A 17,786-nucleotide genomic window follows, 5' to 3' on the forward strand; every position below is an offset into this window, starting at 1 on the left:
TCGCGCGCCGGTTGCATTACACCAGCACCCGGTCGCCGCTTTGCGCGGCGAATGCGCGGCCATGCCGCCACCCCATGCGCGCGAGCAGCGCGAAACAACGGGCTGCCGGCCGGCCTGCACCGCCCGATTGCCGGACGAGGCTGTCGGATACGCCGCGCGCGATCGCCGACTCGTCGCCGCACGCGCCGGCGATGACGCCCGCGTAGTAGTGCCGGGCCGCCAGCTCGCGGCCGCCCGCGTCGAGCGGGCTCATCCGCTGAATGCGGCGCGCGACGATCGTCAGGCCGTCGAGATAGGGTGCGACGTCGATCGGCGCATCGGTCGATTCGGCGCCCAGTTGCCACAGCATGTCCGCCAGTTCGGCGAGCGCGACCAGGTCGCGCACGTCGGTCGCCTGCGTGCCCGTTCCGCCTCCGGCTTTCGTTCCCGCCATGCCCACGCCCCTTTGCGATTCGTCCCCACCGCCGACACGCATCCCGCGCACGCCGCCCTGCCCGTTGCCGCGATCACGCGGCGGCCGGCGACCGCCATGAAAAGCGGATGCCCTGCGCCCACGCGACGCCGGCATCCATGATGATCTGCCGGTCGATTTCGCTTTCCACGCCTTCCACGACGACGTGCCGCGCCCCTTCATGCGCGAACGCGATCAGCCGGCGGAACTGGTAGCGCCCGATCGCGTTGCGCTTGATCAACGACAGGACCGACCGGTCCAGTTTCACGATGTCGGGATTGCCGACCACCAGGTTGTTCAACGCGCTGAACCCGACGCCGAAATCGTCGATCGCGATCCGGCAGCCGGCCTGCCGGAAGCGGTTCACGAACGACCGGCCGGCGACGGGGTTCAGCGGCCCCGTCTCCGTGATCTCGATCACCAGCCGCGCCGCCACCGACGGCTCGCGCTCGAGCCGCCTGAAAATCGCCAGCCACGCGTCGTCGACCACCGCGCTCGCCGCCGCGACGTTGCAACCGTACACGGCTCCCGGATCGGCGCGCAGCGCGTCGATCGTGCGGCCGACCACCAACCGGTCGAACCAGCGCATCAGCCCGAGCGCTTCGAGGCGCGGCAGGAAGGCGAGCGGCGGCAACGCATCGCGCTCGCCCCACCGCAGCCGCGCCAGGCATTCCCGGTACAGCACGCCGCCCGACAGGTCGGCGCGGCACACGGGTTCGTGCGCGAAGCCGAGCCGGCTTTCGACGAAACTGCGTACCGACGCAAGGTCGGGATGATCGTCGGGCGCGCCGAACACGAGATCGATTTCATCGCGATTCGCTTTCCGATTCGCCTCCTGGCGAGCTTCGACCGCATTCATCCGGCGCTCCGGCAAATGGCGAGCCGCCGATCACGGCTCGACCTCAACACATACGCGGAACGAGCCAACCTCGACGCACTCCGCCGCCTACCCGGCCCATCCTGTCATGTCGATTTTTTCCGGGGAGCGTACTGTTCGCTTCGGCGCGCCGTCAAATTCGATATTTTTACGATATTCGATTACTTGAAATACACCACGCGTGCGCGATGCCGACAGTGCGACAGGTTACACAACGCGAATTACAAAATCCCAAAATCCGGATCGTTTATCTTTTTTTGCCTAAACAGTTTTATCCGAATCGGCTTTACCCGAATTTGCTCGTCGCGCGAATCGGGGTGCCGCCAATTGATCAGATAAATACCGTGCCTCGAGGTGCCGACCGTGCTTGATATGCCGAGTCGAAACACCGGCGTCCGCCCATGCCGCGCCCCGCAGAAAACCCGCTGCGGCGGGCCATTCGATCATCGCAGCATTCAATTTTCATGTTTCAAACGATATTATTAAGTTTCGAAACGGAATCAAGTGCCGGTCAATCAATAATACCAACTTCAATTATATGAAGATTATCAATTGAAACATCTTTAACAATCTTGAAGACTTGTTAACCTATAAACTCTTTTTTGACGGACTTCCCTCGGAGCCGTCAATTTCGTGCCTTCGAAAACCGTCGAACTCATCGGGTTCGGCGGTTTCTTTTTTAACGGCAGGATTTCGTCAGACATGAGGGCGGGACAAACCCGACGGAAGGCGGCGCCTCGAACGTGCGCCGCGGAAAATCGGCGTCAGGCAGCCGGCGCGCCGATCAGGTTCGCGAGCAGCGCGTCGTACTCGGCGACGAGCGCCGGATTCGCCGACGTGTAACGGCCGAGGATCTCGCGCTGACGCAGCGTATACGCTTGCCAGTCGTCGTCGTGCGTATGCAGCGCGCGCAGCAGCGCGTCGGCGCCCTGCTGCACGTCGTTGTCCGGATAGTAGTAGCCGAGATCGGGCGCGAGGCTCGCGTTGTGCACGAGCGGATAGCCCTGCCAGCACACGTCGAAATAGAAATAGTTCAGCGGGTTCGACCATTGGTGCGACACGACGATATCGGTCAGGTCGGCCAGGAACAGCGGCGTATCGAAACGCCCGACGAAGCTCGCCTTGCCCGCGCGCACGATGTCCAGGTAGTTCATCAGCATCACGAACTCGGGGCTGTCGTGCGCGAGGCGATCGGCGTTCGTCACGTGCGTGAAGCAGATCGTGTCGGGGTCGCGGCGATACGCTTCGTCGATGATCAGCATCGGATACACGCAGAACTTCACGACGTTGTGGTTCGGCTCCATCACCGTGAGCCGCTTGCCCGGCTCGCTGCGCGGCCGGTATTCGCCGTGCTCGGGCAGCGACCGCGCGCGTTCGGTCAGGAACATCGGATCCCACACGAACGGCACCACGCGCCCCGGGCAGCGCCGCAGCGACTGCAGGAACGGCAGCGACGACGGTGCGATCTGCGGAATCGCCCACACCTCGTCGTAGCCGCGGTTGATGAACAGCGAATCCCACAGCCGGCGGCCGAACAGCATCGACTCCATCGCGTTGATGTACTCGACGCCGCAGCAATAGCTGACCAGCTTCACGCCGCGGGCCTTCAGGTAGGCCGTCTGCTCGCCGTCGATCTGCCCGCCCAGCTCGATCACCACGTCGAGCGCGTCCTTCATGTCGGCGAACGCGCGCGTGTCGTACGCGCTGCGGTCCCATGGCAGCGCATCGGTGAGCGGCACGTCGGTCGTGTTGACCAGCGTCACGCGGTAGCCGTGCGGCGACGCCATCAGCAGTTTCGCGAGGAACAGCGCGTTCTGCTTGATGCCGTTGATCCACAGGCTTTCGTCGGGGGCACGCAATCCGATCGTGATACCGATGCGCAGGCCGGTCAGGACAGGAGACGTCATCGTCGGCGGGATGGAAGGTTGAACGGGGAATGGCGCAGTGTAGCGCGCGAAGCGCCGCCCGCGTCAAGCGGCGGCAACCCGGCATTCTAGCGGAGCGCCGGCCGCACACTGTCAGGGATGGTCAGCGCCCGCTCCCGCCGTGCCAATCCGTTCGACCGTTATGCGATACTCGTGCCGCCCGGCGGCCGGTTTGCCCGGGACATTCGAGCGGGCGCCGCACGACCTCGCCGCACCACGATCAGAACAGGGCACACCGAATGGAATACGATGCCGCGCCAGTCTTCCAGACCATCCACGACGAACCGGGGCGGCGCTCGCCGCAACCCGTATCCGGATCGGGTGCCGCGCTGAAGCGCACCGCGCGGATCGTGTGCATGCGTCCCGGCGTCCGGAGCGCACGATGATCGTCGTCAGTCATTTCAGCCAGCCCGCGCCCGCGAGTCTCGAGAATCACCGCTGGTACGCGCAGGTGCACGGCTATCGCCACGAGATCGTCGACGCCTGCGGCATGCCGCAGGCGCTGCCGTTGCGACCGCTGCATCGCTACGAATCGCTGCTTCACGTGCTGCGCGGCGCGCAACCCGGCGAACTCGTGCTGCTGCTCAGCGAAGACGCGGCGATCATCCAACCCGTCGCGCTCGATCGCCTGATGGCGGGGCGCGATACGCTGTTCGTCGACGCGTTCGCGTCGCCGCTGCCGCAAGTCGACGTGCAGATCTGGCGCAACACCCCGGACGTGCGGGCGATCGTGATGCGGCTCGTGCAGCGCTGCAAGCTCGGCAGCGAGCCGAGGCTGACGTCGGAAGCCGCGCTGTTCGCGGATATCGATACGCACGGCTACATGACGCCGATCGACGGGCTGTACGCGGTCATGCCGTCCGGCCCCGACCTCGATCCGATGTGGAGCCGCGCCCCGACGTTCGCGATCAGCATCGACGACACGCCGCGCGATCCCGAACGCAAAGGCGCGACGCCGCGCTTTCGCGACACGCTCGTCGCCTACGTCAATCGCTGCCGCGCCGCCGGCCGGCCGATGTTCTCGTTCGATCACGATGCGGCGGTCACGCCGGACGAACGCGCCGAGCGCACCACGTACCACCCCGGCCGCCCGATCGCGTTGATGATGCTGTACACGCCGAACATCGGCAGCTATGCACGCGTCGCCGAACGGAATTTCCGGCGCTACTGCGATGCGCACGGCTACACGCTCTACGTGCATCGCGACATTCCCGCCGAGATCGGGCTGAACGCGACCGGCAACTGGTTCAAGCCGTGGTTGCTGCACGCGTACCTGCAGCACCATGAATGGGTCGTGTGGCTCGATGCCGACGTGCTGATCGCGAACCAGCAGCAACCGCTGGAACCGCTGCTCGAAGGGCGCGACTGGCTGCTCGCGCAGGATATCGGCCAGTGGGCGTTCAATTCGGGCGTGATGGCGTTTCGCCGTACCGAACGCAACGACGCGATGCTGCGCGACCTGATGACGGCGATCGCCGCGCTGCACGACCGCTCGAGCGTCTATGCGAGCGACGGCGACCAGCTGCATTTCATTCGCGCGATGGAGCGCGACGGGCAGTTGCACGGCGAAGGCGTGGCCGATCTCGTGAGCCTCAACACACCCTGGCTGTTTCGCCGTGCGGACAGCTACGTCGTGCATTACTACGGCATGTGGTCCGCGATGCGGGCGCTGATGATGGCGCACGACGACGGGCTGCTGCCCTGACGCTTCCGCCGCGACATCATCGATTGGCAAACGCGACGGGCCGGCCGGTTACAACCGGCCGGCCCGTCGTCGCATCGGTTACCGTCGTCAGATCGCCGTGATCGTCGGCGCGACGGCCGCCGGGTCGGTGATGCTGGCCTTGCCGGTCTCGACGTGCCCCGCGATGCGGCGCGTCCAGCCGGCATTGCCCGCCACCGCGAACTGCAGGTCGTACCAGTGGCTGCTGCACGACAGGTCCCAGTGCGCTTCGATACGCTGCCCGGCCGGAACCGTCAGCGTGCGCGCCGCGCCGCCGTACGCGACATCGGTCGCCGTGACCGTGAGCGGGCTCGTGCCCGCATTGGCGATCGTCACGTACACGTCGCCGTTCGCGGTGTCGTAGCACGGTGTGATTTCAGGCTTGGCCGCGGCATCCGCCGCCGCCGAACCCGCGAAGCGCCGGAAATAACCGTTCGGCCCCCACACGCTCACCAGGTAGTTGCCGTTCGCATCGAGCGCCCACGTATCGGTCAGTTGCTTGCCCGCTTCGACCGTATAGCGGCGCGGCATCGCGGTGGGGTCGCCCGTATAGACCCAGAAGTGCGCGCCCTGCGTGCCGGTATTCGCGAACGTCAGCGCATACCCTTGTGCCTGGAGTTGGCCGGTGACATGCAACTCGTACGGCAGCGCGCGCGCCGGCCGCGTGCCCGGTTCCTGCGCGGTCACGACCTGCTGCGCGGTGCTGGCCGGCGCGGTCTGCGACGACGCGCGCGAGCATTGCAGGTCGGCCTGCGCGACATATGCCTGCGTGTTCGGCAGGGTCGGCAGCGTCGCATCCGATTTCGAGAAGTCGAGCGCCGACGTCAGGTCGCCGCAGATCGCGCGGCGCCACGGCGAGATGTTGGTCTCCACCACGCCGAAGCGCTTCTCGATGAATTGCAGCACCGACGTGTGATCGAACACCTGCGAGCAGACGAAGCCGCCCTTCGACCACGGCGACACGACGAACATCGGCACGCGCGGACCGAGCCCGTACGGCAGATTGTCGGCCGAATAGGTGCCGGCTTGCGTGGCGGTCACGACGTTGTGCCGCTCGAGCGACACGTCCACGGTGCTCATGCCCGAGCCCGGCAGCGTCGGCGCCGACGGCGGCACGACGTGGTCGAAGAAGCCGTCGTTTTCGTCGTACATGATCAGCAGGACGGTCTTGCTCCACACGTCCGGGTTGGACGTCAGCGCATCGAGGATCGTCGACAGGTAGTACGCGCCATACAGCGGCGTGAACTTCGGATGCTCCGAATACGCGGCGGGCGGCAGCAGCCACGACACCTGCGGCAGCGCATTCGCCTGCACGTCGGCCTTCAGCTGCGTGATCGGACGCGTGCTCATCCCGCGCGTCTGCAGCGACGAACCGGCCGGCGCATTCACGAAGTTGTTGAAGCACGCCAGCATGTTCGTGCCGTAGTTGCCGGTGAAGTTGTCGAACCCGGTGCCCTGCTGATAGATCTGCCACGAGATGCCGGCTTTTTCGAGGCGTTCCGGGTAGGTCGTCCAGCTGAAGGGCGGCAACTGGATCTTGTCGAACTGGTTGTCGATGTAGTCGGTGTTGTCGAGCAGCGGGCCGCCGCCGGTGCCGAGCGGATCGACCATGCCCGTCATCAGGTACATGCGGTTCGGGTGCGTGTTGCCCGGAATCGAGCAGAAGTAGTTGTCGCACACCGTGAACGCATCCGCGAGCGCGTAATGGAACGGGATGTCGTCGCGAACGTGATAGCCCATCGTCATGTTCGACTTCTGCACGGCCCACTGATCCGCGCGACCGTTGTCGATCGCGCCGTGCGTCGTCGCCCACGTGTGCGGCAGGCCGCCGATGCATTGCGCGTTGACGCCCGGGTTGGTCGTGTCGTAGCGAAACGGTGCGATCACGCTCGACTTGTCTTCCTGGCGCGGCTGGAACCACACCGGCTTGCCGTTCGGCAGCGTGACCGGGAAGCGGTCGTTGTAGCCGCGCACGCCGCTCAGGTGGCCGAGGTAGTGGTCGAACGAGCGGTTCTCCTGCATGAACACGACGATGTGCTGCACGTCCTGGATCGTGCCCGTCACGGTGTTCGGCTCGATCGCCAGCGCCTTGCGGATCGATTCCGGCAGCAGTGCGGTGGCGGCGGTCGCGCCGGCGAGGCCGGCCGAGAACTTCAGAAAATCGCGTCGCGAATGAGTGGCCATGCTGGTTGCTCTTGATGGGTTTTCTGGTGGAAACGGCCGGTATCAGGAAGCGGGCGACGAAGCAGGCGCGGTGAAGCCCGGCGGGCAGCGCATCTGCGCGGTGGCGACCACGGCGCCGCCGCACGCGGCCTTCTGCTGCGCGACGGGCGCGGCGGGTGCGGTCAGGTCGTCGTTGCAGGCGCCGAGCAGCGCGGTCAGCGCGATCAGGCCGACGACTGCGAAAGGCCGTAGGGCCGACGTTCGCATAACGGTTCTCCGTGAGGATGATGACGTGACGCGGACGCGAACCCCGCGCCGGTCATATCGACGCCGAGATGCTATGTTCGACTTGTTACACGACGGTGTCGAGTGGCGGGAAGATCGAGGGGCGTGCCGCGCGCGGCACGAAGAGAGATGGCAGGAACGACGAAGACCGTAAGTCGTTCGAAAGATTTTCGTTGGCCACGCGTACTGCTTCGCGTGTGCTCGATACCGCAGCCGTGCTGCCGCGACGACGAACACACGGCGAATCGCGACGCGCTTTCTTGCGGGCCGGCCGCCGCTGCAACCGGCCCGCGTATGGCAGCAACGCTGCCGATCAGCCTTCCGCCATCATCAGCAACTGCGCGCCGTCCGCGACCTGGTCGCCGACGCCGTACAACACTTCCGCGACGACGCCCGCGCTCGGCGCGCCGATCGTGTGCTCCATCTTCATCGCTTCCATCACGATCAGCGGCGTGCCCGCTTCGACCTTCTGGCCCGGCTCGACCAGCACCGCGATCACCTTGCCGGGCATCGGCGCGGTCAGGCGGCCGCCGCCCTGCTCCGCGTCGCCCGCATGCGCGAGCAGGTTGCGCCATTCGAACGTTTCGGCCGCGCCCTGCGTGAACACATGGAACGTGTCGCCGTCCGCATACACGCGGCCGCTGCTGCGCACGTCGCCAAGCGTCACGTCGAAATCGAGCGGCGTGGCGCCGCGCGTCCACGCGAACGGTTGCGCGGCCGCGTCGCCGATCGCGATGCGCGCGCCGGCGCCGTCGTCCTCGTACGTGACCGTCACGTCCGCTTCGCGATCGATTGCATGCCACTCGAGCGTGCGGCGATAGCCGCCGTTCAGCCGCCAGTCGGGCAGCGCGGCCCACGGCGATGCGGCCGGCGCCGCAGCGCGTTCGCGTGCCAGCAGCGCCGCGCAAGCGAGCGCGAGCGTCGCGCGCGGCGGCTGTCGCGGCGCGAACAGCGCATCGTGGTTGCGCTCGATCAGGCCGGTGTCGAGATCGGCCGTCGCGAACGGCTCGCACGCGACGATCCGCTGCAGGAATGCCGCGTTCGTATGCAGGCCGACCACTTCGCACGCGCGCAGCGCACGCAGCATCAACCCCAGCGCTTCCGCGCGGTCCGCGCCGTGGACGATCAGCTTCGCGATCATCGGATCGTAGAACGGCGTGATCGCATCGCCTTCGCGCACGCCGCTGTCGACGCGCACCGCCGCGCCGATGTCGAACTCGACGCCGGCCGGCAGCCGCAGATGCTTCAGCGTACCCGTCGACGGCAGGAAGCCGCGCGCCGGATTCTCCGCGTAAAGGCGCGCCTCGAGCGCATGGCCCCGCACGCGCAGTTCCTCCTGCTTCAGCGGCAGCGGCTCGCCGGACGCGACGCGCAGTTGCCATTCGACGAGATCGAGCCCCGTGACCATCTCGGTCACCGGATGCTCGACCTGCAGGCGCGTGTTCATTTCCATGAAGTAGAACGCATCGCCCGTCATGATGAATTCGACGGTGCCCGCGCCGACATAGCCGACCGCGCGCGCGGCCGCGACGGCCGCTTCGCCCATCGCCTGGCGCACGTCCTCATGCAGGCCCGGCGCCGGCGCTTCCTCGAGCACCTTCTGGTGACGGCGCTGCACCGAGCAGTCGCGATCGAACAGGTACACGGTATTGCCGAGCGTGTCGCCGAACACCTGCACTTCCACGTGGCGCGGGCGCGTCAGGTATTTCTCGATCAGCACACGATCGTTGCCGAAGCTGCTTGCCGCTTCGCGCTGGCACGATGCGAGCGCCGCGGGAAAGTCCTCGGAGCGCTCGACGACGCGCATCCCCTTGCCGCCACCGCCCGCGCTCGCCTTCAGCAGCACCGGGTAGCCGATCTCGTCGGCTTCGCGATGCAGGTTGGCCGCATCCTGGTCGTCGCCGTGATAGCCGGGCACGAGCGGCACGGCGGCCGCGTGCATCAGCGCCTTCGCGGCGGCCTTCGAGCCCATCGCCGCGATCGCGTCGACCGGCGGCCCGATGAACACGATGCCGGCCGCTTCGCATGCGTGCGCGAAATCCTCGTTCTCCGACAGAAAGCCGTAGCCGGGGTGAATCGCCTGCGCGCCGGTCGCACGCGCGGCGTCGATGATGCGCTCGATGCGCAGGTAGCTGTCTGCCGCGGCCGAACCGCCGATGTGCACGGCCTCGTCGCATGCGGCCACGTGTTTCGCGTTCGCATCCGCGTCGGAATAGACGGCGACGCTCGCGATCCCGAGACGTTTGCACGTCGCGGCGACGCGGCACGCGATTTCGCCGCGGTTGGCGATCAGAATCTTGTCGAACATGGCTTCGATGTCGTCCGGAAGGTTGAGGTCACGCGATCATTCACGCCACGACGGCGTACGCTTTTCGAGGAAGGACGCGATCCCTTCGCGCGCTTCCGCGCCGGCGCGGGTCTTCGCGATCCAGTCGGCGGTCTGCTCGATCAGCGTCGCATCGAGCGCGCGGCCGGCCACGTCGGCGACGAGCCGCTTGCACGCCTTCACCGCGTCGGGGCCGTTCGCGACCAGCGTCGCCGCCAGCTTCGCGACCGTTTCGTCGAGCGCGTCGGCCGGCACCGCGTCGTGAATGAAGCCGAGCGACGCCGCACGCGCGCTGTCGAACACTTCGGCCGTCGTGAAATAGCGGCGCGCCGCGCGCTCGCCCATCGCACGCACGACGTACGGCGCGATCGTCGCGGGAATCAGCCCGAGCCGCGCTTCCGACAGGCAGAATTTCACGCCGTCGGCGGCGATCGCGATGTCGGCCGCCGCGACGAGGCCCACGCCGCCCGCATACGCATCGCCATGCACGCGCGCGATCACCGGCTTGCCGCAGCGATGGATCGCTTCGAGCATCCGCGCGAGCTTGCGCGCATCGGCGCGGTTCTCGTCGTCCGAGTAACCGGCCATCTTCTTCATCCAGTTCAGGTCCGCGCCCGCGCAGAATGCCGCACCTTCCGCGGCGAGCACGACCGCGCGCACGCCTTCGTGCGCGTCGAGCCATTCGAACGCGGTGGTCAGCTCGGCGATCGTCGTCTCGTTGAACGCATTGCGCACGTCGGGACGCGCGAGCGTGACGGTCGCCACGCGGCCGGCTTCGCTTACCTTGATCGTTTCGTATCGCATCGGTCAGTCCTCCCGGGCGTTACATGCGGAACACGCCGAAGCGCGTGTCGTCGATCGGCGCGTTCATCGACGCGGCGAGGCCGAGCCCGAGCACGTCGCGCGTCTGCGCGGGGTCGATCACGCCGTCGTCCCACAGCCGCGCGCTCGCGTAATACGGATGGCCCTGGCGTTCGTACTGGTCGCGGATCGGCTGCTTGAATGCTTCCTCTTCTTCCGGCGACCATGCGCCGCCCTTCGCCTCGATGCCGTCGCGGCGCACGGTCGCGAGCACCGACGCGGCCTGCTCGCCGCCCATCACGGAGATGCGCGCGTTCGGCCACATCCACAGGAAACGCGGGCCGAACGCGCGACCGCACATCCCGTAGTTGCCGGCGCCGAACGAGCCGCCGATGATCACCGTGAACTTCGGCACCTTCGCGTTCGACACGGCGGTCACCATCTTCGCGCCATGCCGCGCGATGCCTTCGTTCTCGTACTTGCGCCCGACCATGAAGCCCGTGATGTTCTGCAGGAACACGAGCGGAATCTTGCGCTGGCAGCACAGCTCGATGAAATGCGCGCCCTTCACGGCCGATTCGGAGAACAGGATGCCGTTGTTCGCAACGATCCCGACCGGATGGCCCCAGATGTGCGCGAAACCGGTGACGAGCGTCGTGCCGTAGCGCGCCTTGAATTCGTCGAACTCCGAATCGTCGACGATGCGCGCGATCACCTCGCGCACGTCGAACGGCTTGCGCGTATCGACCGGAATCACGCCGTACAGGCTCTTCGCGTCGTAACGCGGCGGCTTCGGCTCGCGCAGCGCGACCGGCGGCGCGATCTTCGGCGCGAGGTGACTGACGATGTTGCGCGCGATCGACAGCGCATGCGCGTCGTTCTGCGCGAGATGGTCGGCCACGCCCGACAGGCGCGTATGCACGTCGCCGCCGCCGAGATCCTCGGCGCTCACTTCCTCGCCGGTCGCGGCCTTCACGAGCGGCGGCCCGCCGAGGAAAATCGTGCCCTGGTCCTTCACGATGATCGATTCGTCGCTCATCGCCGGCACGTAGGCGCCGCCGGCCGTGCACGAGCCCATCACGACGGCGATCTGCGCGATCCCCGCGGCCGACATCGTCGCCTGGTTGAAGAAGATGCGCCCGAAGTGATCGCGATCGGGAAACACGTCGTCCTGGTTGGGCAGGTTCGCGCCGCCCGAATCGACGAGATACACGCACGGCAGCCGGTTTTCCGCGGCGATCTCCTGCGCGCGCACGTGCTTCTTCACGGTGATCGGGTAGTAGGTGCCGCCCTTGACCGTCGCGTCGTTGCACACGATCACGCATTCGCGGCCGGCGATGCGGCCGATCCCGGTGATCACGCCCGCGCCCGGCGCGTCGTCGTTGTACATGCCGTTCGCGGCGAGCTGCGAGAACTCGAGGAACGGCGCACCCGGATCGAGCAGTTGCGCGATGCGGTCGCGCGGCAGCAGCTTGCCGCGCGACAGGTGCTTGTCGCGTGCGGCCTGGCCGCCGCCCTGCGCGAGCTGTTCGATCTTCGCGCGCAGGTCGGCGACGACCGCCTCGAGCGCGGCGGCATTCGCGCGGAAGTCTTCCGAACGCGGGTTCAGTTTCGATTCGATGATCGGCATCGACAAGGCTCCGTTCGCGTGACGTGGGGCGTTACATCGTTTCCGCGAACAGCTCGCGGCCGATCAGCATCCGGCGGATCTCGCTCGTGCCGGCGCCGATCTCGTACAGCTTCGCATCGCGCCACAGGCGGCCGACCGGATATTCGTTGATGTAGCCGTTGCCGCCGAGGATCTGGATCGCCTCGCCGGCCATCCACGTCGCCTTCTCGGCCGTGTAGAGGATCACGCCCGCGCAGTCCTTGCGCACCTGGCGAATGTGGTCGCTGCCCGCCGAGTCGAGGTGGCGGCCCACTGCATACAGGTATGCGCGGCACGCCTGGAACGTGGTGTACATGTCGGCGACCTTGCCCTGGATCAGCTGGAATTCGCCGATCGCCTGGCCGAACTGCTTGCGGTCGTGGATATACGGCACCACGGCGTCGAGGCACGCGGCCATGATGCCCGTCGGGCCGCCCGACAGCACCGCACGCTCGTAGTCGAGGCCGCTCATCAGCACCTTCACGCCGCCGTTGAGCTGGCCGAGGATGTTCTCTTCCGGCACTTCGACGTCCTGGAACACCAGCTCGCCCGTGTGCGAGCCGCGCATGCCGAGCTTGTCGAGCTTCTGCGCGACCGAGAAGCCCTTCATCCCCTTCTCGACGATGAATGCGGTGATGCCGCGCGGGCCGGCTTCGATATCGGTCTTCGCGTAGACGACCAGCGTGTCGCAATCGGGGCCGTTGGTGATCCACATCTTCGTGCCGTTCAGCACGTAGCGGTCGCCGCGCTTGTCCGCCCGCAGCTTCATGCTGACGACGTCGGAGCCGGCGTTCGGCTCGCTCATCGCGAGCGCGCCGATGTGTTCGCCCGACACGAGCTTCGGCAGGTATTTCTGCTTCTGCGCTTCGGTGCCGTTGCGATGGATCTGGTTCACGCACAGGTTCGAATGCGCGCCGTACGACAGGCCGATCGACGCCGACGCGCGCGAGATCTCTTCCATCGCGACCATGTGCGCGGTGTAGCCCATGTTCGCGCCGCCGTATTCCTCGGAGACGGTCATGCCGAGCACGCCGAGATCGCCGAACTTCTTCCACAGATCCATCGGAAACTGGTCGGTGCGGTCGACCTCCGCCGCGCGCGGCGTGATTTCCTTCGCCGCAAACGTCGCGACGGCGTCGCGCAGCATCTCGATGTCTTCACCGAGCATGAATTGCACGCCGGGCAGGTTGATCATGTCTCCTCCGTCTCCAGAAAGTGTGTCGCACTCACCGATTTCTGAGTTTCGCTCAAATCGAATGAATACGCCGATTCATTGACCAATACAGCGGATATTTTGCACAGTTTCGCGCTTCGCCGGGCTCGGCGTCAATAGTTTTTTGAGTGATACTCAGATATGATGCGAGCATGACAGCCGCTCCCGCCGACACCATGACCGCCACCGCCAAAGCCGACCGCGCCGATGCGCCGCGCGCACCCGCCGGGCGCAAATCCCAGCAGCGCGTGCAGGACATCCTGCGCGCCGGCCGTGACGTGTTCGCCGAAAAAGGTTACGAGCATGCGACTGCCGCCGAAATCGCGCAGCGCGTGGGGGTGTCGGAGGCGACGGTGTTCAGCTATTTCCGCGGCAAGCGCGAGCTGTGCGCGCGCGTGATCGCGGACTGGTACGACGAAATCATCGCCGCGTTCGAACACGGGATGCCACGGGAGGCATCGGTGCAGCAGCAGTTCGCGTTCATCGTGCGCACCCACCTGCGGCTGATGCTCGTGAACGGCACGGGGCTGTGCGCGCTGGTGCTGTCGGAAGGCCGCGCGAAACAGCACGCACTGAGCGACGAGCTTACCGCGCTGCAGCGCCGCTACACGGCGCCGCTGATGGACGTGCTCGCACGCGGCCAGGCGGCCGGGCAAGTTCGCGCGGATCTGCCGCTGAGCCTGTTGCGCTCGATGGTGTTCGGGCCGATGGAGCACGTGCTGTGGGATGCGATCCTCGGGCACCGCAAGCTCGATACGGAAACGACGGCCACGCAGCTGATCGACATGCTGTGGGCCGCCGTGCAGCCGCCGGCGCCGGAACAGGCGGCGCTCGTGCGCTTCAGGAACGAAGTGGCCGAAGCCGTGCGGCGGCTGGAAGGGCAAGCGTCACGCGGGTGACGCCGGTGGGCGGCACGCCCGCTGCCCCGCCGCGGCTTCTCTGCGGTCGGGCGGAGCACCGGTGTGCAGCCGCTACGAATCCTCGCTGACCCGCAGCGGCGCGCGGCTCTGCTCGTTGTTCAAATGCACGAACTTGCGTAGCAGGCGCATCAGTTCCTGCGAATCGTCGTCGCCCATCCCGTCGAACAGCCCGGCCCGCAACTCCGTCACCGACGGAATCAGGTGGGTGAGCAGCTCGACGCCCGCCGGCGTCAACAGCAGGCGCCGCTGACGCCGCGGCAGCACTTCGCGCACGATCAATCCCTTCGCTTCGAGCCGCACCGCGAGATCGGCCGTGGTCGACGTGTCGAGCGCCACCCGCTGCGCGAGCGTCACCTGATCGAGCCCCGGATTCTCGTACAGCATCCGCAGCACCGCGTACTGCACGGGCGTCACGTCCCGGCCCAGCTTCTCGTAGAACATCGCGACCGCGATCTGGTGCGCGCGCCGGATCAGGTGCCCGGGTTCGTCGTACAGGTCGATCGGGAAAGCCGGCAGGTCGGCGGGAGTCGTTTTTTCCATGAATGAGTCGATGACATAGGCGGTGCGCGCCGGTTGCGCGCGCCGTCGGCATGGCGCTGCCTCGCGCCATTTCGCGGGAAAACCAGTATACCGCTCGCCTTGTTTCCGCCAATCTCAATGAGTACACTGAATCTCATTCAGTACACGGAATTAAGATCGGGCCGCATCCCCGGCGGCACCGTCCCGAAGGAGACAAGGAACATGTTTCTCAAGAACGCGTGGTACGTGGCGTGCACGCCTGACGAGATCGACGGCAAGCCGCTGGGCCGCAAGATCTGCAACGAATCGATGGTGCTTTACCGCGCGACGGACGGCCAGGTCGCGGCGCTCGAGGATTTCTGCCCGCACCGCGGCGCGCCGCTGTCGCTCGGCGTCGTGCGCGACGGCGTGCTCGTGTGCGGCTATCACGGGCTCGAAATGGGCTGCAACGGCAAGACGGCCGGCATGCCGGGCCAGCGGGTCGGCGGGTTTCCGTCGATTCGCAGCTTCCCGGCGGTCGAGCGGTACGGCTTCGTGTGGGTCTGGCCGGGCGATGCGTCCGAAGCCGATCCCGCCAAACTGCCGGCGCTGGCCTGGGCCGAGGATCCGGCCTGGGCGCACGGCGGCGGCCTGTATCACATCCGCTGCGACTACCGGCTGATGATCGACAACCTGATGGACCTTACGCACGAGACCTATGTGCATGCGTCGAGCATCGGCCAGAAGGAAATCGACGAAGCGCCGCCGAAGACGACGAGCCACGGCGACGAAGTCGTCACGAGCCGCTTCATGGAGAACGTGATGCCGCCGCCGTTCTGGCGGATGGCGCTGCGCGGCAACGGGCTCGCCGACGACGTGCCGGTCGACCGCTGGCAGATCTGCCGCTTCACGCCGCCGAGCCACGTGATGATCGAAGTGGGCGTCGCGCATGCCGGCCACGGCGGCTACGATGCGCCGGCGGACAAGAAGGCGTCGTCGATCGTGGTCGACTTCATCACGCCCGAGACCGACACGTCGATCTGGTACTTCTGGGGGATGGCGCGCAACTTCCGGCCCGACGATCGCGCGCTGACCGCCGAGATCCGCGAAGGCCAGGGCAAGATCTTTGCGGAGGATCTCGAGATGCTCGAGCGGCAGCAGCGCAATCTCGAACAGTGGCCCGAACGCACGCTCCTCAAGCTCAACATCGACGCCGGCGGCGTGCTGTCGCGCAAGGTGATCGACCGGCTGCTCGCGGAAGAAAACGCGGCGCGCCCGCAGCGGCCCGTGATTCCGGTCGCGCACGCCCGGGAGGCGTCATGAGCGACGCGACATTGGCGGTCCGGGTCGCCCGCAAGTGGCACGAAGCGCGCGACATCTGCGGCTTCGAACTGGTCAGCGATGACGGCTCGCCGTTGCCGCGCTTCGACGCCGGCGCGCATATCGACGTGCATCTGCCGGGCGGGCTCGTGCGCCAGTACTCGCTGTGCAACCATCCGGAGCAACGCGATCGCTATCAGATCGCGGTGCTGCGCGAGGCCGACGGCCGCGGCGGGTCGCGCGCGATTCACGACGAAGTCCGGCAAGGCGATACCGTGCGAATCGGCATGCCGCGCAATCAATTCCCGCTCGCGTCCGATGCGCCGCACCATCTGTTGCTCGCCGGCGGGATCGGCGTCACGCCAATTCTGAGCATGGCCGAACGGCTGTGCTCGGCCGGCATCCCGTTCGACATGCACTACTGCGCGCGTTCGGCCGATCGCATGGCCTTCGTCGAGCGGATCAACGCGGCCGGGTTTCGCGATCGCGTCCGCTTCCACGTCGACGACGGCGATCCCGCGCAACGCTTCGATCTCGCTGCCGTGCTGGCGGGTGCGCCCGACGGCACGCATCTGTACGTATGCGGCCCGCGCGGCTTCATGGATGCGGTGCTGAACGCCGCACGCGAGCGCGGCTGGGGAGAAACGCGGCTGCACTACGAGTTCTTCGGCGGCGCGGTCGTGTCGTCCGGCGCCGATCGCGCATTCCAGGTGCGGATCGCGAGCAGCGGCAAGGTGATCGACGTGCCGGCCGAATGCACGGTGATCGCGGCGCTGGCGGCGCACGGCGTCGACGTGCTGACGTCGTGCGAGCAAGGCGTGTGCGGCACGTGCGTGACCCGCGTGCTCGAAGGCGAACCCGATCATCGCGACGCGTATCTGACCGACGAGGAAAAAGCAGCCGGCGACCAGTTCATGCCGTGCTGCTCGCGATCGCGAACCGACCTGCTGGTACTCGATCTGTAGATCCGCGGGCGGGCCGCCCGGCACGCGGCGGCCAATCACCATACTGGAAACGATCGATGGCCCATCCTGCCCGGCCATCAATCAAAAGATCGCGCCCGGCGCGTGATCGAGCGGTTGCTGCTGCAGCCCGAGCGGGCTCGACCCTCGCACGCCGGCCCCCGCCCATCGCTCGACTCAATCGGCGAGCCGGCAATGCGACAGCTTCAGCCCCGGCAGCACCGGCGCATCGATATAGCCTTCGTTCACGCAACTGAAGCGGAACGCCGCCGACGTGACGAACGGCTTGATCTCGCCGCCGGGAAATTTCGGCTTCAACGCGTCCTGGTCGGCCACGTCGAAATGCGTGTCGAACTGCTCGCCGTCGGCCGTCAGCGCGCCGAAGTACGTGCCGCCCGGGTCGCCGCCCATCCGGATCACGGCGCCGACGAACGCGAGGCGCTTGCCGTCGTACTTCGTCTTCGCGGCGGCCATGTCCTGCGTGTAGGCCTCGATCACGGCGCCGTAATGCGCGTCGATCGCGGGTTCGGCGGCCGAGGCCGCGCAAGCGGCCGGGTGGACGGCCGCCAGTAGCGTGCAGGCCGCGAGCGCGGCCGCCGCGACCGGCGCGGAAATCTTCTTCAAGGGTGGTCTCCCGTCTAGCGTGGTGGTTGAAGTCATCGAAGCCCGGCGCA

The 17,786-nt window shown here is 66.9% G+C and carries 15 protein-coding genes; 4 read left to right on the forward strand and 11 right to left on the reverse strand.

The window, feature by feature from the left end; translation table 11 throughout:
* Positions 1-16: 16 nt before the first annotated feature.
* The 3 genes from KU887_RS23905 to KU887_RS23915 all read right to left on the reverse strand — a co-directional run bounded on the left by KU887_RS23905 (position 17) and on the right by KU887_RS23915 (position 3,235).
* Positions 17-433 carry a hypothetical protein gene (locus KU887_RS23905; protein WP_058903510.1) on the reverse strand — a complete coding sequence of 139 codons (417 nt, stop codon included), beginning with the start codon at positions 431-433 and terminating at the stop codon, positions 17-19.
* Between the two features lie 73 nt (positions 434-506).
* A complete protein-coding gene (locus tag KU887_RS23910) occupies positions 507-1,310 on the reverse strand; it encodes an EAL domain-containing protein (protein WP_058903511.1) in 804 nt (267 codons plus the stop codon).
* 782 nt (positions 1,311-2,092) lie between these two features.
* Positions 2,093-3,235, reverse strand: a complete 1,143-nt coding sequence (locus KU887_RS23915) for a DUF2827 domain-containing protein (RefSeq protein ID WP_062910316.1) — start codon at positions 3,233-3,235, stop codon at positions 2,093-2,095.
* A 400-nt stretch (positions 3,236-3,635) separates the two neighbouring features.
* Here KU887_RS23915 and KU887_RS23920 point away from each other — a divergent pair, with 400 nt between their 5' ends.
* Positions 3,636-4,958, forward strand: coding sequence for a galactosyl transferase GMA12/MNN10 domain protein (locus KU887_RS23920; RefSeq protein WP_258255623.1), 1,323 nt, complete (start codon positions 3,636-3,638; stop codon positions 4,956-4,958).
* Positions 4,959-5,045: 87 nt separating this feature from the next.
* On the opposite strand, the gene KU887_RS23925 is transcribed toward KU887_RS23920, so the two are convergent.
* The 6 genes from KU887_RS23925 to KU887_RS23950 form a co-directional block, all read right to left on the reverse strand.
* On the reverse strand, positions 5,046-7,160 hold the full coding sequence (locus KU887_RS23925) for a phosphocholine-specific phospholipase C (protein ID WP_060210938.1): 2,115 nt from the start codon (positions 7,158-7,160) through the stop codon (positions 5,046-5,048).
* A 42-nt stretch (positions 7,161-7,202) separates the two neighbouring features.
* Positions 7,203-7,406, reverse strand: a complete 204-nt coding sequence (locus KU887_RS23930; RefSeq protein WP_006483229.1) for a hypothetical protein — start codon at positions 7,404-7,406, stop codon at positions 7,203-7,205.
* 331 nt (positions 7,407-7,737) lie between these two features.
* On the reverse strand, positions 7,738-9,732 hold the full coding sequence (locus tag KU887_RS23935) for an acetyl/propionyl/methylcrotonyl-CoA carboxylase subunit alpha (protein ID WP_006483240.1): 1,995 nt from the start codon (positions 9,730-9,732) through the stop codon (positions 7,738-7,740).
* Between the two features lie 36 nt (positions 9,733-9,768).
* Positions 9,769-10,554 carry an enoyl-CoA hydratase/isomerase family protein gene (locus tag KU887_RS23940; protein ID WP_006483238.1) on the reverse strand — a complete coding sequence of 262 codons (786 nt, stop codon included), beginning with the start codon at positions 10,552-10,554 and terminating at the stop codon, positions 9,769-9,771.
* Between the two features lie 19 nt (positions 10,555-10,573).
* Entirely contained in the window at positions 10,574-12,181 is a 1,608-nt protein-coding gene (locus KU887_RS23945) for a carboxyl transferase domain-containing protein (RefSeq protein WP_048987838.1), read from the reverse strand.
* A 31-nt stretch (positions 12,182-12,212) separates the two neighbouring features.
* Complete coding sequence (locus tag KU887_RS23950) at positions 12,213-13,394, reverse strand: isovaleryl-CoA dehydrogenase (protein ID WP_006480547.1); 1,182 nt, start codon at positions 13,392-13,394, stop codon at positions 12,213-12,215.
* A gap of 170 nt (positions 13,395-13,564) precedes the next feature.
* On the opposite strand from KU887_RS23950, the gene KU887_RS23955 reads away from it, so the two are divergent.
* Positions 13,565-14,311, forward strand: a complete 747-nt coding sequence (locus tag KU887_RS23955) for a TetR/AcrR family transcriptional regulator (protein ID WP_006493419.1) — start codon at positions 13,565-13,567, stop codon at positions 14,309-14,311.
* A gap of 72 nt (positions 14,312-14,383) precedes the next feature.
* Here the strand turns inward: KU887_RS23955 and KU887_RS23960 are convergent, their stop codons facing one another.
* On the reverse strand, positions 14,384-14,872 hold the full coding sequence (locus KU887_RS23960; protein WP_006483226.1) for a MarR family winged helix-turn-helix transcriptional regulator: 489 nt from the start codon (positions 14,870-14,872) through the stop codon (positions 14,384-14,386).
* Positions 14,873-15,073: 201 nt separating this feature from the next.
* Here KU887_RS23960 and KU887_RS23965 point away from each other — a divergent pair, with 201 nt between their 5' ends.
* Both KU887_RS23965 and KU887_RS23970 read left to right on the forward strand, forming a co-directional pair.
* The gene (locus KU887_RS23965) at positions 15,074-16,153 is read left to right on the forward strand and encodes an aromatic ring-hydroxylating dioxygenase subunit alpha (RefSeq protein ID WP_258255626.1); all 1,080 of its coding nucleotides are present in this window, start codon (positions 15,074-15,076) and stop codon (positions 16,151-16,153) included.
* The gene (locus KU887_RS23970) at positions 16,150-17,115 is read left to right on the forward strand and encodes a PDR/VanB family oxidoreductase (protein WP_258255627.1); all 966 of its coding nucleotides are present in this window, start codon (positions 16,150-16,152) and stop codon (positions 17,113-17,115) included. Before KU887_RS23965 ends, KU887_RS23970 begins: the two co-directional genes overlap by 4 nt.
* Before the next feature lie 174 nt (positions 17,116-17,289).
* On the opposite strand, the gene KU887_RS23975 is transcribed toward KU887_RS23970, so the two are convergent.
* Positions 17,290-17,736, reverse strand: a complete 447-nt coding sequence (locus tag KU887_RS23975; RefSeq protein ID WP_258255629.1) for a hypothetical protein — start codon at positions 17,734-17,736, stop codon at positions 17,290-17,292.
* Positions 17,737-17,786: the final 50 nt, after the last annotated feature.

This window comes from Burkholderia sp. EMB26, from assembly GCF_024730645.1.
Lineage (GTDB): Bacteria > Pseudomonadota > Gammaproteobacteria > Burkholderiales > Burkholderiaceae > Burkholderia > Burkholderia cenocepacia.

What these genes read in the sequence shown, in the direction of transcription:
- KU887_RS23905 (WP_058903510.1), bottom strand. Translation starts at nt 433, where the DNA reads ATGGCGGGAACGAAAGCCGGAGGCGGAACGGGCACGCAGGCGACCGAC.
- KU887_RS23910 (WP_058903511.1), bottom strand. Translation starts at nt 1,310, where the DNA reads ATGAATGCGGTCGAAGCTCGCCAGGAGGCGAATCGGAAAGCGAATCGC.
- KU887_RS23915 (WP_062910316.1), bottom strand. Translation starts at nt 3,235, where the DNA reads ATGACGTCTCCTGTCCTGACCGGCCTGCGCATCGGTATCACGATCGGA.
- KU887_RS23920 (WP_258255623.1), top strand. Translation starts at nt 3,636, where the DNA reads ATGATCGTCGTCAGTCATTTCAGCCAGCCCGCGCCCGCGAGTCTCGAG.
- KU887_RS23925 (WP_060210938.1), bottom strand. Translation starts at nt 7,160, where the DNA reads ATGGCCACTCATTCGCGACGCGATTTTCTGAAGTTCTCGGCCGGCCTC.
- KU887_RS23930 (WP_006483229.1), bottom strand. Translation starts at nt 7,406, where the DNA reads ATGCGAACGTCGGCCCTACGGCCTTTCGCAGTCGTCGGCCTGATCGCG.
- KU887_RS23935 (WP_006483240.1), bottom strand. Translation starts at nt 9,732, where the DNA reads ATGTTCGACAAGATTCTGATCGCCAACCGCGGCGAAATCGCGTGCCGC.
- KU887_RS23940 (WP_006483238.1), bottom strand. Translation starts at nt 10,554, where the DNA reads ATGCGATACGAAACGATCAAGGTAAGCGAAGCCGGCCGCGTGGCGACC.
- KU887_RS23945 (WP_048987838.1), bottom strand. Translation starts at nt 12,181, where the DNA reads ATGCCGATCATCGAATCGAAACTGAACCCGCGTTCGGAAGACTTCCGC.
- KU887_RS23950 (WP_006480547.1), bottom strand. Translation starts at nt 13,394, where the DNA reads ATGATCAACCTGCCCGGCGTGCAATTCATGCTCGGTGAAGACATCGAG.
- KU887_RS23955 (WP_006493419.1), top strand. Translation starts at nt 13,565, where the DNA reads ATGACAGCCGCTCCCGCCGACACCATGACCGCCACCGCCAAAGCCGAC.
- KU887_RS23960 (WP_006483226.1), bottom strand. Translation starts at nt 14,872, where the DNA reads ATGGAAAAAACGACTCCCGCCGACCTGCCGGCTTTCCCGATCGACCTG.
- KU887_RS23965 (WP_258255626.1), top strand. Translation starts at nt 15,074, where the DNA reads ATGTTTCTCAAGAACGCGTGGTACGTGGCGTGCACGCCTGACGAGATC.
- KU887_RS23970 (WP_258255627.1), top strand. Translation starts at nt 16,150, where the DNA reads ATGAGCGACGCGACATTGGCGGTCCGGGTCGCCCGCAAGTGGCACGAA.